Raw genomic sequence first — 12,647 nt, 5'->3', positions numbered from 1 at the left:
CTCCCGCATCGCTCGGAGCCACCGCCTGCGGCGGATCGGCTTCATTCCTCGGAAGGATGTCGGCCATCATGGTGGACTCAACATTCGTAGAGCTGTCGCGCTGGCAGTTCGCCGCGACCGCGCTCTATCACTTTCTGTTCGTGCCGCTGACGCTCGGACTCTCCTGGCTCCTGGTCATCATGGAGACGGTCTACGTGATGACCGGAAAGGAGATCTACAAGGACATGACCAAGTTCTGGGGCAAGTTGTTCGGCATCAACTTCGCCCTGGGCGTGACCACCGGCCTGACCATGGAGTTCGAGTTCGGGACCAACTGGTCTTACTACTCGCACTATGTCGGCGACGTGTTCGGCGCGCCGTTGGCGATCGAAGGCCTGATGGCGTTCTTCCTGGAGTCGACCTTCATCGGCCTGTTCTTCCTCGGCTGGGATCGGCTGTCGAAGCGCAAGCATCTGGCGGTGACGTTTTTCACCGCGATCGGCTCGAATCTGTCGGCGCTGTGGATCCTGATCGCCAATGGCTGGATGCAGAACCCGGTGGGTTCGGTGTTTTCGCCGGAGACGATGCGGATGGAGATGACCAGCTTCGCCGAGGTGTTCCTCAACCCGGTGGCGCAGGTGAAGTTCGTCCACACCGTGGCGGCGGGTTACGTCACCGCGTCGGTATTCGTGATGGGAATTTCGGCCTGGTACATCCTGAAGGGGCGCGATCTCGCATTCGCCCGCCGCTCGTTCGCGGTCGCGGTCGGCTTCGGCCTGGCGTCGTCGCTGTCGGTGATCGTGCTCGGTGACGAGAGCGGCTACACCCTCGGCGACGTGCAGAAGGTCAAGCTCGCCGCCATCGAAGGCGAATGGCACACCGAGAAGCCGCCGGCGGCGTTCACGCTGTTCGGATTCCCCAGCCAGACCGGCCACGCGACGGCCGACGCGGTGAAAATCCCCGCGGTGCTGGGGCTGATCGCGACGAGGTCGATCGATGAACCGGTCACGGGGCTCGCCGATCTCGAGCGCGAGCATCTGGCGCGGATCGAATCCGGGCGGATCGCCTATGCGGCGATGACCAAGATCCGTGCCGGCGACACCTCGCCGGAAACGCGCAAGACCTTCGACGCCCACGTCAAGGACCTCGGCTTCGGCCTGCTGCTGAAGCAGTTCGTCGAGGATCCGGCCAACGCCACGCCGGAACAGATCAAAGCCGCCGCGGCCTCGACCATTCCGACGGTGTGGCCGCTGTTCTGGGCGTTCCGCGTCATGGTCGGCCTCGGCTTCCTGATGCTGTTCACCTTTGCGGCCGGCTTCTGGTTCAACGCGACCAAGAGCCTCGAACGCAAGCGCTGGTTCCTGTGGTTGACGGTGCTGATGATCCCGGCGCCCTGGCTGGCCTCGGAGGCCGGTTGGTTCGTCGCCGAATTCGGCCGGCAACCCTGGGCGATCGGCGAAGTACTGCCGACCTTCCTGGCGACGTCGAGCCTCACCTCGGGCGACCTGATCTTCTCGCTGACCGGCTTCCTCGCCTTCTACACGCTGCTGTTGGTGATCGAGCTTTTCCTGATGTTCAAGTTCGCCCGGCTCGGCCCGAGTTCGCTCGGCACCGGTCGCTATCACTTCGAGGCCGACGCCAAGACCGCCGCGGCGGTGGTGTGAGCCGGAGGAATCATCATGCTCGATTACGAAACTCTCAAATTCGTCTGGTGGATATTCGTCGGCCTGTTGCTGATGGGCTTCGCCATCACCGACGGCATGGACATGGGCGTCGGCACCTTGCTGCCGTTCGTGGCCCGCAAGGACGTCGAACGCCGTATCGCCATCAACTCTGTCGGCCCGCATTGGGACGGTAACCAGGTTTGGTTCATCACGGCCGGCGGGGCGATCTTCGCCGCCTGGCCGGCGGTCTACGCAGCGGCGTTCTCGGGCTTCTACATGGCGATGCTGTTGGTGCTGTTCGCGCTGTTCTTCCGGCCGGTCGGCTTCGACTATCGCTCCAAGATCGAGAATCCGACCTGGCGTAACGCCTGGGACTGGGGACTGTTCGCAGGCGGCACCATCCCGGCACTGATCTTCGGCGTCGCTTTCGGCAATCTGCTGCAGGGCGTGCCATTCCACCTCGATGAACTGTTGCGCGCCCACTATCAGGGCTCGCTGCTGACGGCGCTGCTGCCGTTGCTCAACCCATTCGCGCTGCTTGCCGGTGTGATCAGCCTGGCGATGCTCGCTGCGCACGGCGGGGTCTGGCTGCAGCTGCGAGCCTCGGGCGCGGTCGCCGATCGCGCCCGCAAGGCGGTGTTGCTGTTGTCGCCGCTGGTGACGGTGGCGTTCGCACTGGCCGGCATCTGGCTGTGGCTCGGCATCGACGGCTATCGCATCGTCAAGGAGGCGGCTCACAGCGCGGCGTCGAATCCGCTCGCCAAGGAAGTGGTGCGCGCGCCCGGCGCCTGGCTCGACATCTACACCAAGCAGCCGCTCGCCATGATCGTCCCGGCGCTCGGTCTGGCGGGGCCGCTGCTCACCATGCTGCTGGCGGCCGTGCGTCGGCCGGGCCTCGCCTTCGTCACCAGTGCGGTCGGGATGATCGGCATCATCGGCACCGCCGGCCTGTCGATGTTCCCGTTCATCATGCCGTCGAGCATCGATCCGAAATCGAGCCTGACGATCTGGGACGCCGCATCGAGCCAACTGACCATGACGGTGATGTTCTGGGCGGTGGTGATCTTCCTGCCGATCGTCCTCGGCTACACCGTGTGGTGCTACGCCAACATGTGGGGCAGGGTGACCGCCGACGAGATCGAAGCCCGCGCCCATTCGGCCTACTGAAGGAGACCTGAGATGTGGTACTTCGCCTGGATTCTCGGCGTCACCGCCGCTGCGGCGATCGCCGTGATCAACGTGATGTGGTACGAGTTTCAGGACGGTCTGGTGGTCGCGGTGCCGACCCACGATCTGCCCGACGGCTCGCAGGTCCCCGACCGCGTCGTTTGACTGCCGAGCGGCCCGACTCTCCGATGAGGCCGGCGCGGTCGACGCACCGGCCTCGTTTCCGACTGATGAGTTGTGACTCCGAGGCGTCGTCGCCGTGACCGAACGATCCGCCCAGTCCGCCGAGCTGCTGCGTTCGCTCCGCGCGGTCGCCGGAGGCCACGCCCGCGCTGCGACGTTTGCAGCCGCGGTCGGCGGCGTACTCGCGGTGGCGACGGCGCAACTGATCGCGAGCGTGGTCGATCGACTGGTGTTCGGTCATGCCGCGCTGACCGATATCGTGCCGCTGCTGGCGCTGCTCGCCGGCGTCGCATTGTTTCGTGCCATGGCGGCGTGGCTCACCGAGCGGGCCGCGTTCGAGGCCGCCGCCAAAGTGAGGCGACATCTGTTCCGGCGGGGGCTGGAACGGGTGTCGGCGCTCGGCCCGGTACGGCTCGGCGAGTATGCTCCGGGCGAACTGGTGGCGCTGCTGACCGACTCGCTCGATGCCGTCGCGCCGCTGTGGCGATCGTGGCAGCCGGCGATCGTGCGTGCCGCGGTTGTGCCGGCCGCGGTGCTGGCGGTGGTGACCTGGCGCGATCCTTTGGCTGCGGCGATCCTCGTCGTGGCGCTGCCGCTCTTGGTGTGGTTCTCGATCCTGGCCGGGAAGGGCGCGGAGCAGGCGAGCGGCGAACGCTGGGCCGGGCTCGCCCGGCTCGGCGGCCATCTGCTCGATCAGATACGCGGTCTGCCCGAACGCAAGCTCGCCGGCACCGCCGACCGCGCCGTCGAGGCTGTGAAGGTCGCCGCCGAGCGCTACGGCCGCGAGACCATGGCGGTGCTGCGCATCGCCTTCCTGTCGGCGCTGGTGGTGGAGTTCGTCGCGACCGCGGCGATCGCCGGTGTGGCGATCGCGGTCGGCTTCCGGCTGCTGTGGGGCGAGATGGATTTCGCCACCGGGCTGTTCGTGCTGCTGCTGGCGCCCGAGTTCTTCGCACCGCTGCGCGACATCGGCGCGCGCCGTCATGCCAAACTGGAAGCGCTCACCGCGCTCGACAAGCTGGCGCCGCTGCTCGATGGACCATCAGCGACTGGCCGGCCGTACATCGCTGCGGGACCGCCGGTCATCCGGTTCGACGAGGTACGCGTCGTCCATGCCGACGGCCGCGTCGCGCTCGATGGCTTCAGCCTCGACATCGCCGCAGGCGAACACGTCGCGCTGGTCGGCCCGTCCGGCGCGGGCAAGAGCACGGTGCTGGCACTGCTGCTACGGTTCATCGAGCCGACCAGCGGTCGGGTGCTGATCGACGGTGAGCCGCTGTCCGAGATCGATCCGGCGGCATGGCGCCGGGCGCTGGTGGCGATGTCGCAGACCCCGCAGTTCTTCGAGGGCTCGATCGCCGACAACATCGTGATGGGCCGCTCGGCGGAACGGGACGATGCGGCGCTACGTGAGGCACTGGTCGCCGCGGACGCTGCAGCCTGGGTCGACCGGCTGCCGGACGGCGCCGCGACAGCGCTGGCGGAGCGCGGCGCGAACTTGTCGGGCGGCGAGGCGCAGCGGCTCGCGCTCGCGCGTGCGATCTATGCCGCCGGTTCGCTGCTGCTGTTCGATGAGCCGACCGCGCATCTCGACGCCGAGGCGCAGCGCCTAGTGACGCAGGGACTGGCGCGGCTGCGCGAAGGGCGGACCGTGCTGACGATCGCGCATCGGCGCGAGACCATCGCGGCCGCCGATCGCGTCGTCATCATCGAGCGCGGCCGCGTCGCCGCGCAGGGCACGCCCGCGCAACTCCTTGCCGGTGCGCTCGATCGGTCCAAGGTGGAGTGTACCGATGCGTGATCTGATGCGTCTGGTCCGGTTGTGGCGCGGCTCGCTACCGCTGCTCATCGGCGCGCTCGCGATCTCGCTGTTCACCACCTTCGCCAATCTGGCGCTGATGGCGACGGCCGGATGGTTCGTCACCGCGATGGCGGTCGCCGGCGCCGCCGGCGTGACCATGAACTACTTCACACCGTCGGCGATCATCCGGTTCGCCGCGATCGTGCGCACCGGCGGGCGCTGGCTCGACCGCGTTGTCAGCCACGAGGCGACCTTCGCGCTGCTGGCCTCTACGCGTGTCGCACTGTTCGCGCGGCTGGCTGCGATCGCGCCCGGCGGTCTCGCCGATCTGCGCTCCGGCGAGGTGGCGGCTCGGCTGAAGCTGGACATCGACCGGCTGGAGATCGTGTTCCTGCGACTGGTCGCGCCGGTGGTGGTCGCGATCGTGGTCGGCGCCGTCGTGATCCGCGTCGTCGCCTGGTTCGGTCAGACCTCGCTGGCTTGGCTGCTCGCGGCGATCCTGGTGGTTGGCGGGCTGATCGGCCCGGCGCTGGTGGTCCGCGCCGCGCGCACCGTATCTGATCGCGACGCCGTGCTGGCTGCGACGCTGCGTCGCCGCACCACCGAACATCTCGATGGCTTGGCGACGCTGCTCGTCACCGGCGACGATCGCCGCCGCATCGATGCGCTCGACGAATTGCTGGCGCAGCGGATCGAGGCTGAGCGAAGGATCGCGACCTGCAGCGCGTTCGGCGCGGCCGGCCTTGGTGCGGCATCTGATGTCGCAGTGATCGCCGTGCTTGGCCTCGGTGTCTCAGCGCTCGGCAGTGCTGCGATCAGCGGTCCCGACCTCACCTTGATCCTGTTGCTGGTGCTGGCGTCGTTCGAAGCATTCGCGCCGCTCCCTGTCGCGGCGGCGGGGCTGGGGGCGACCTTGGTGTCGCTGCAGCGGCTGTTTGCGCTATGGGATCGCGCGGCGCTGGTCGAGGAACCGGCGCACCCGTTGCGGCTGCCGCAGGGTTTCGATCTGGTCGTAGATCGCGTGTCGCTGACTTATCCCGGACGGACTATGCCGGCGCTGCGCGACGTCGATTTCAGTCTACCGCAGGGCGCCGAGCGGCGGCTCGACGGCCCGAGCGGCAGCGGCAAGTCGACCTTGATCGACCTGCTGCTGCGGGTCCGCGATCCCGACGCCGGCGAGATCCGGCTCGGCGGCGTGCCGGTTCGTCGTCTGGCGCTGGCCGACCTGCGGTCGGCGATCGCGCTGGTGCCGCAGCAGCCGCACATCTTTGCTGCGACCATCGCCGACAATCTCCGCGCTTTCGCGCCGGAGGCGAGCGATGCCGAACTGTGGGCAGCGCTCGAGGGGGCCGGTTTGAAACAGGCGGTGACGCAGATGCCCGCTCAACTCGCGACTTACGTCGGCGAGGGCGGTACCAGATTGTCGGGCGGTGAGGTGCGGCGGCTGGCGATCGCGCGCGGACTGCTACGCACCGGGGCCCGCATCCTGATCCTCGACGAGCCGACCGAAGGCCTCGACGATGCGACCGCCGCAGAGGTCATGCGAGGCGTGGAACGGCTCCGCAGGGACCGCAGCCTGCTGATCGTCTCGCATCGCGCCTGAAGATGACCAGTGTCAGCGCGCCAGACCAGCTTTCGTTGCGCCGACAATCGCTTCCGTTAGGGGATTTGCGCTCGTACCTCGAGAGGACGGCGCCGATGAAAGTCGGTGTCGCCGGATTTGCCGCGTAGCGGATTTGTCCGTGGACTACCTACGACGTAAGTAGAACCCTGACACGACTATCAGTTATCAGTTCGAATTGACGCTCGGATTGATAATTATGAGTGGTGGGCTGTGCCGAAAATGGTGAGTGCGCGCGGCATTGGGGCCAAGAGACTATTAACAGCTGACCGAGTAGTTTTACAAAGTCCGATCCAGCGACGTCGATCGCTGATAAACGCGGACCCATCGCAACGGTCGATCCCGGGTCATATTCGTGCAAAGCATCACGCCGACAGGCGTCGAAGTGTTCTTCGATGCCGACGATATCATTGTGTCGAAAACCGATCTCAAGGGGCGGATCACCTATGCCAACAAGGTGTTCGTCGATATTTGCGGCTATACCGAAGCCGAGCTGATCGGTCAGCCGCATTCGATCATTCGCCATCCCGACATGCCGCGCTGCGTGTTCAAGCTGCTGTGGGACACATTGGCGCAGGGCCGCGAGATTTTCGCTTACGTCAAGAACATGACGAAGCGCGGGGATCACTATTGGGTCTTCGCCCATGTCACGCCGTCCTACGACCCCGACCAGCGGGTGATCGGCTATCACTCCAATCGCCGCGTGCCTGAGCGACGCATCATCGCGGCGCTGGAGCCGCTCTACGCGTCGGTCCGCGCCGAAGAAGACCGCCATCGCAACGGCAAGGATGCGGTCGCGGCCGGCACCGCGATGCTCACCGATTTCATTTCAGCAAAGAACGTGACCTATGATCAGCTCGTGTTCGCTCTCTAGGGCCACCCTCTGCCTCGGCGGCGTCGCCGCCGCGGCGCTCACTGCCATCGCCGGCCTCGCGCTCGACGCGACGATGCTCGAAGCCGCCGGCCTTGCGGCCGTATTGGGCTTCGCGGCCTTGCTCGGCTGGATGCTGGCACGGCTGTATCGCATCGTCGCAGATCTGTCGGCGATCTGCCGGCGCATCGCCGATGGCGATTTCGAGGCCCGGATCATCGGTGCGCGCGAAGGCGGCAAGATCGGTGTGCTGCACGACACCTTCAACGACATGATCGACCGCTGTGACGCTTTCGTGCGCGAATCGAGTGCCGCAATGGCGGCGATCCGCGACGACAAATACTATCGCCAAATCCTGCCGCAGGGTCTGCGCGGCTCGCTGCTGATCGCCAGCCGCACCATCAATCAGGCGATGCAGGCGATCGAGACCCGGGTTGCCGCGTTCAACGCCAACACGGCCGAATTTGAGCGGGCGATCGAGACCGTGATCGGTACCGTCACCAGCGCCTCCGGCAATATGGGCTCGACGGCCGGCAGCCTCAGCCGCGGTGTCAGCACGACGCGCGAGCGCACCCTCGCCGTCTCGGCCGCGACCGACCAGGCGTCCTCCAATATGGAGACCGTAGCGGCGGCCACGACCGAACTCACCGCGGCCGCCAACGAGATACTCGGCAATGTCAGCCGCTCCGCCGCGCTGGCGCAGGCCGCGGTCGGTGCCGCCGATCATGCCCGCGCTACGGTCGGCAGCCTGTCGAGCGCGACTGGGCGCATCGGCGCCATCGTTCAGCTGATCGAGGAGATCGCCAACCAGACCAATCTGCTGGCGCTCAACGCCACCATCGAGGCGGCGCGGGCCGGCGAGGCAGGGCGTGGCTTCTCTGTGGTGGCGCAGGAGGTGAAATCGCTGGCGGCGCAAACCGCCAAAGCGACGCACGATATCTCCACCAGCATCGAGGAGGTGCAGGGCACGACGCAGGCCGCGGTCGAAGCGATCTCCAGGATCGGCGCCAGCATCGGCGAAGTCGACGCCATAACTCATCAGGTCGCGCTCGCAGTCGAAGCCCAGACCGCTGCGACGAGCGAAGTCGCACGCAACATCGAGCAGGCCTTCGCCGGCATCCGCGACATCAGCGGCAACATCCGCGGTGTCACCATCAATATCGGCGAGACCGAGCAGCATGCCGAAGTGACACTTGCGGCGTCCGGCACGTTGTCCGAACAGGCCGGTACGCTCGGCGACGCCGTGCGAGCGTTCCTCAGGACCTTGCATCGCGACGAACAGCGCGGCGCCGCTTAGCGGCGCCGGCGAGAGGCGGCGACGTGGTTCAACCAGTCGGTTCGTTCAGCTTCGAGCGATCGATGCGCGTGCCGGCTCGTCCGCGTTAACTCTTTCGACCTTACCAACAATTCATCAACATGAACTCGTCCGTCAGGGGTCGTTCAGGCGCAACTTCCTAGGCTCTCCGCGGTTCTAAGATTTCTCATCCGTAGGAGGCTGACATGAAACTCAAGCTTGCTGTTGCCGCCGCCGCCGTGCTCGGTGCTGCTGCCCTCTCGACCGGGACCGCGTCGGCCGCAATGCCGAACGGCCTGCCGGGCGCCGCCAACACCGCCGGTGTTTCCGCCAACATCGATCAGGTCCGCTACGTCTGTAACGCCTGGGGTCGCTGCTGGTGGCGTCCGAACTACTACGGTGCCTATGGCTATTACGGCCCGCGCTTTTACGGTCCGCGAGTCTATGGTCCGCGCTGGCACGGTGGTTGGCACCGCGGCTGGCACCGCTGGTAACAACCTTCAGATCGGAACACGCGCGGGGCCTTCGGGCCCCGTTGTCGTTCGCTGCGTATCTTCCTTCGTCATTGCGAGGAGCGAAGCGACGAAACAATCCAGCTCCGTACACGGGGCTGGATTGCTTCGCTCCGCTCGCAATGACGAACTCGATCTTCATTCGCTAACTGCGGAGGCCGCCGCGACGCGCAATTCGCAAACATCGACCCACTGCGCGCCGGTCAATTCGGCCATCCGCGCCGGGGCGATGCGAACGCCGGTGTGTGTTGACCCGGCTGCGGGCAGCACGACGTCGTAGGGCTTCAGCGAGACGTCGCAATACACGTCGAGCGGGGTCTTCAGGCCGAACGGGCAGACGCCGCCGACCTCGTGGCCGGTGAGGTCGGCGACCTCGTGGACGCCGAGCATTTTCGGCTTGGCGCCGAACACCGCCTTGGCCTTCTTGCTGTCGAGCCGCTGCGGTCCGCTGGTGACCAGCAGCACGACACGGTCGCCGACCCGCATCGCGAGCGTCTTGGCGATCTGCTCCGGCGGCACGCCGTAAGCCGCGGCCGCGAGTTCGACCGTGGCCGAACTCTGCTCAGACTGTTCGGGTTGGATGTCGGGCGCGTACTGGGCAAACCAGGCACGGACGGATTCGGCACTCATGCAACACCTCGCGCCGGCAAGCCGCGCCGGCGATCTTGATTGTGATATGCCGGAATCGGCATTGTCAGGCAAACAGGCTGCAACGCAGCGCCGAACGGAGCCCCGATGTCCCAGACCCTCACCTTTCGCTGTCCGGAGGAATTGCTCGGCGTGCTGCCGCCGCCGGTGCCAGCCGCAACCGGACTACCGGACTGGGTCAAGTCCATGCCGCCGCAGGCCTACAGCTCCGTCAATGCGCGCATGGACGACACCGTCAAGCGCTGCCCGCCGTTCATCGACGCGATGACGAGCGGCTTTCTGCTGCCGCTGATCTGCGATCTCAAGGTCGAGAACGGTGAGTTCAGCTGGGACAACGATCTGCCGCCCGGCGGCAGCGTCGCCTTCGCACGCTCGCCGATCGGCTTTCACGACGCCAGCCAGGTCACCGGCACGCCGCTGTTCGAACCCGATCGCCTGCTGATCAAGTTCCATAATTTGTGGACCATCGAGGCGCCGGACGGCTACTCGCTGCTGTTCACCCATCCGGCCAACCGCTTCGACCTGCCGTTCACCACACTGACAGGCATCGTTGACAGCGACAGTTATCACGACAACTGGGTGCACTTTCGGGCGCATTGGCACGATGTGAATTTCACCGGCGTGCTGCCCAAGGGCACACCAGTGGCGCAGTGCTACGCGGTCAAGCGCGATAGCTGGGAACTGCGCACGGCAGCCTTCACGCCGGAAGAAGCCCAGCGCGCCCATGATCTCTCCAACGCGATCTACCGCGAGACCGGCGTGTATCGGAAACAGTTCAGGGCGTGAGGCGACGGCGTTAGCCACCCGCGCCCGGCAGTCGCGGCGCGATCATGCGGATGAGGTCGGCGACCAGCAGCACCGCTGCATCCATGTCGGTGCGGCTGTGGCGGACGAGCTGCAGCGACACCGGTTCGAGGCTGATGGGTACTGGGCGCGTCGTCAGCCGCTCCGCGGCGCTGCAGGCGAGGACGCCGGTCGGAAACGCCGCCAGCATATCGGTGCTACACACCAGTTCGAGCGCGTGCAGAAACGTCGGCGCGACGGCGCCGACACGGCGCTCGCGTCCGATCCGCGCCAGCGCGGAGTCCGCCGATCCCTGCCGGTCGCCGCGGCCGGAGACGACGACGTGGGGAAACGCCAGCCAGGTTTCGAGATCGAAGCTCTCGACCTGCGCCGCCGGATGATCGTGCCGCATCAGAACGGCGTAGGGATAGGTCGCGAGCGGCTCGCTGCGCAGTGCATTGCCGTGAGCGGCCACGACGGTGATTGCGAGGTCGACCTCGCCGCGTTCGAGCCGTTCGATTTCTTCTCCGGCCCGCCAAGGGGTGAAGATCAGGTCGATGCCAGGCGCCTGTTTGGCCAGCTCCGCTGTCAGTGCAGCGCCGAGTGCGGCCGCGTGGGCATCGGAGCCGACTAATCGGACCGCGCCGCGCAGTGTGGTGAGATCGGGCGGCCCGGCCGAGACGATGGCGGCGAGTTCGGCAAGGGCCGAGCGCAGCGGCTCGCGCATCGCGTCGGCGCGCGGCGTTCGACGGAGGCCTTGCGGCGAGCGGACCAGCAGCGGATCGCCGAACAGCGCCCGCGCCCGCGCCAGCGCGTTCGAGGCTGCCGGTTGCGACAGGCCGAGCCGCTCGGCGGCGCGGCCGACGTGGGCCTCGTCCAGCAGACCGTCCAGAATCACGAGGAGGTTCAGGTCGATGCCACGTAAATTCATGATACGAATACATTAGCATATAAAACATCATTTTGGCGAATGGTGCGCTCGACAGCATATTCAAGTGGTTCCCAGGAGGCTTTCGCCATGACCACCGCCCTGCTGCTCGCCCATCCGAATTTCGCCGCCTCGCGCGCCAACCGCGCGCTGCTCGCCGGAGTGCAGGACCTGCCCGACCTCGAGATCGCCGAGCTCTACGCACTGTATCCGGACCGCCAGATCGACATCGCGGCCGAGCGCGAGCGATTGCTGCGTGCCGACAGGCTGGTGCTGCAGTTTCCGCTGTACTGGTATTCCACCCCGCCGCTGCTCAAGCAGTGGTTCGACGAGGTGCTGACGCCGATCCTTTACAAGGAGCCGGACGTCGTCGCGGCATTGGCGGGTCTGCCGTTGCTCGCAGCGACCACGACCGGCGGTGTTGCAGGGAGCTACGAAGGCGACAATCCGTCGGCGGGCACGATCGACGAACTGTTTGCGCCGCTCAGGGCGACGGCACGCAAGATCGGGTGGCAGTGGCAGAAGCCGTTCGCGCTGTTCGATATCCGCAATCAGGACGATGCCGGCTTTGCGCGTGCCGGTGCGGCTTATCGCGCGACGATCGCCGCGCTGCCGAAGCTGGAGCCGAGGCTGCGCCTCGCGTCGTAGTTCAACCCTGGAGGAACTTCGCCGCCGCGCTCGGGCGCAGGAAGAAGCGGCCGTGCGACGAGCCGGCCAGCGACAGCATCGCTTGCGAAGCCATTTGCGGGTTGCGGGCGAGGTCGCGCAGCGCGGCTTCGCCGGCGGTGCGGTCGCCCAGCTCCAGCAGACAGACCGCGAGGCCGTTGCGCAGCGCCGGATCGTTGGGCCGCTGCGTCAGCGCGCGGCGATAGAGTTCGGCGGCTTCGGCGTAGTTGCCGTCGAAGGTCCTGGTGTTGGCGAGGCCGATGGTGGCGTCGAGCCGGCCCGGCGCAGCTTTCAGGATCTCTTCGAACAGCGCGCGGGCTCGGACGCGGTCGTTGCGCTTGAGGCTGATGAAGCCGAGTTCGACGCGGAGTTCGACCAGCTGCGGCGCCAGCGCGATGCCGTCTTCCAGCACGGCGGCGGCTTCGTCGAGCCGGCCGAGCTTGCCGAGCTGATTGCCGAGTTCGAGGAATGCCTGTGGAAACGCCGGCCGCCGCGTTGTGGTTTGCCGCAAGTGCGCCAGCGCCTCGTCG

At 66.6% G+C, this 12,647-nt stretch carries 13 protein-coding genes; 10 read left to right on the top strand and 3 right to left on the bottom strand.

What is annotated here, in order from left to right; translation table 11 throughout:
- The first annotated feature begins 68 nt into the window (after positions 1-68).
- From I5M_RS10045 to I5M_RS10005, 8 genes are all read left to right on the top strand, one after another.
- A complete protein-coding gene (locus tag I5M_RS10045; RefSeq protein ID WP_031336000.1) occupies positions 69-1,643 on the top strand; it encodes a cytochrome ubiquinol oxidase subunit I in 1,575 nt (524 codons plus the stop codon).
- 15 nt (positions 1,644-1,658) lie between these two features.
- Entirely contained in the window at positions 1,659-2,810 is a 1,152-nt protein-coding gene (gene cydB / locus I5M_RS10040) for a cytochrome d ubiquinol oxidase subunit II (protein WP_022721282.1), read from the top strand.
- A 12-nt stretch (positions 2,811-2,822) separates the two neighbouring features.
- Positions 2,823-2,975, top strand: coding sequence for a cytochrome bd-I oxidase subunit CydX (cydX, locus tag I5M_RS31310; protein WP_022721281.1), 153 nt, complete (start codon positions 2,823-2,825; stop codon positions 2,973-2,975).
- A gap of 94 nt (positions 2,976-3,069) precedes the next feature.
- Positions 3,070-4,794 (top strand): thiol reductant ABC exporter subunit CydD, encoded by a 1,725-nt coding sequence (cydD, locus tag I5M_RS10030; RefSeq protein ID WP_022721280.1) that lies wholly within the window; start codon positions 3,070-3,072, stop codon positions 4,792-4,794.
- Positions 4,787-6,397, top strand: coding sequence for a thiol reductant ABC exporter subunit CydC (gene cydC, locus I5M_RS10025; RefSeq protein WP_022721279.1), 1,611 nt, complete (start codon positions 4,787-4,789; stop codon positions 6,395-6,397). Before cydD ends, cydC begins: the two co-directional genes overlap by 8 nt.
- A gap of 373 nt (positions 6,398-6,770) precedes the next feature.
- Positions 6,771-7,289 carry a PAS domain-containing protein gene (locus I5M_RS10015; RefSeq protein WP_022721278.1) on the top strand — a complete coding sequence of 173 codons (519 nt, stop codon included), beginning with the start codon at positions 6,771-6,773 and terminating at the stop codon, positions 7,287-7,289.
- Complete coding sequence (locus I5M_RS10010; RefSeq protein ID WP_022721277.1) at positions 7,264-8,583, top strand: methyl-accepting chemotaxis protein; 1,320 nt, start codon at positions 7,264-7,266, stop codon at positions 8,581-8,583. Before I5M_RS10015 ends, I5M_RS10010 begins: the two co-directional genes overlap by 26 nt.
- Positions 8,584-8,786: 203 nt before the next feature.
- Positions 8,787-9,074 carry a hypothetical protein gene (locus I5M_RS10005; protein WP_022721276.1) on the top strand — a complete coding sequence of 96 codons (288 nt, stop codon included), beginning with the start codon at positions 8,787-8,789 and terminating at the stop codon, positions 9,072-9,074.
- Positions 9,075-9,230: 156 nt separating this feature from the next.
- Here the strand turns inward: I5M_RS10005 and I5M_RS10000 are convergent, their stop codons facing one another.
- Positions 9,231-9,722 carry a YbaK/EbsC family protein gene (locus I5M_RS10000; protein WP_022721275.1) on the bottom strand — a complete coding sequence of 164 codons (492 nt, stop codon included), beginning with the start codon at positions 9,720-9,722 and terminating at the stop codon, positions 9,231-9,233.
- A gap of 105 nt (positions 9,723-9,827) precedes the next feature.
- Here I5M_RS10000 and I5M_RS09995 point away from each other — a divergent pair, with 105 nt between their 5' ends.
- On the top strand, positions 9,828-10,526 hold the full coding sequence (locus tag I5M_RS09995; RefSeq protein WP_022721274.1) for a hypothetical protein: 699 nt from the start codon (positions 9,828-9,830) through the stop codon (positions 10,524-10,526).
- 10 nt (positions 10,527-10,536) lie between these two features.
- On the opposite strand, the gene I5M_RS09990 is transcribed toward I5M_RS09995, so the two are convergent.
- The gene (locus I5M_RS09990; protein ID WP_022721273.1) at positions 10,537-11,454 is read right to left on the bottom strand and encodes a LysR family transcriptional regulator; all 918 of its coding nucleotides are present in this window, start codon (positions 11,452-11,454) and stop codon (positions 10,537-10,539) included.
- A gap of 87 nt (positions 11,455-11,541) precedes the next feature.
- On the opposite strand from I5M_RS09990, the gene I5M_RS09985 reads away from it, so the two are divergent.
- Complete coding sequence (locus tag I5M_RS09985; RefSeq protein ID WP_022721272.1) at positions 11,542-12,099, top strand: NAD(P)H-dependent oxidoreductase; 558 nt, start codon at positions 11,542-11,544, stop codon at positions 12,097-12,099.
- A gap of 1 nt (position 12,100) precedes the next feature.
- On the opposite strand, the gene I5M_RS09980 is transcribed toward I5M_RS09985, so the two are convergent.
- Positions 12,101-12,647: tetratricopeptide repeat protein (locus I5M_RS09980; protein ID WP_022721271.1), on the bottom strand; the 547-nt coding region annotated here is incomplete at its 5' end.

It is taken from the genome of Rhodopseudomonas sp. B29, assembly GCF_000333455.1.
Classification (GTDB): Bacteria; Pseudomonadota; Alphaproteobacteria; order Rhizobiales; family Xanthobacteraceae; genus Rhodopseudomonas.
The sequence above is the reverse complement of the archived record's forward strand: the minus strand, read 5'-3'. Positions and strand labels throughout refer to the sequence as shown.

Excerpts from the sequence above, each read along its gene's own strand:
- cydX (WP_022721281.1), top strand. The coding sequence starts at position 2,823 with ATGTGGTACTTCGCCTGGATTCTCGGCGTCACCGCCGCTGCGGCGATC.
- I5M_RS10000 (WP_022721275.1), bottom strand. The coding sequence starts at position 9,722 with ATGAGTGCCGAATCCGTCCGTGCCTGGTTTGCCCAGTACGCGCCCGAC.
- I5M_RS10005 (WP_022721276.1), top strand. The coding sequence starts at position 8,787 with ATGAAACTCAAGCTTGCTGTTGCCGCCGCCGCCGTGCTCGGTGCTGCT.
- I5M_RS09985 (WP_022721272.1), top strand. The coding sequence starts at position 11,542 with ATGACCACCGCCCTGCTGCTCGCCCATCCGAATTTCGCCGCCTCGCGC.
- I5M_RS10010 (WP_022721277.1), top strand. The coding sequence starts at position 7,264 with ATGATCAGCTCGTGTTCGCTCTCTAGGGCCACCCTCTGCCTCGGCGGC.
- I5M_RS10045 (WP_031336000.1), top strand. The coding sequence starts at position 69 with ATGGTGGACTCAACATTCGTAGAGCTGTCGCGCTGGCAGTTCGCCGCG.
- I5M_RS09990 (WP_022721273.1), bottom strand. The coding sequence starts at position 11,454 with ATGAATTTACGTGGCATCGACCTGAACCTCCTCGTGATTCTGGACGGT.
- cydB (WP_022721282.1), top strand. The coding sequence starts at position 1,659 with ATGCTCGATTACGAAACTCTCAAATTCGTCTGGTGGATATTCGTCGGC.
- cydC (WP_022721279.1), top strand. The coding sequence starts at position 4,787 with ATGCGTGATCTGATGCGTCTGGTCCGGTTGTGGCGCGGCTCGCTACCG.
- I5M_RS09995 (WP_022721274.1), top strand. The coding sequence starts at position 9,828 with ATGTCCCAGACCCTCACCTTTCGCTGTCCGGAGGAATTGCTCGGCGTG.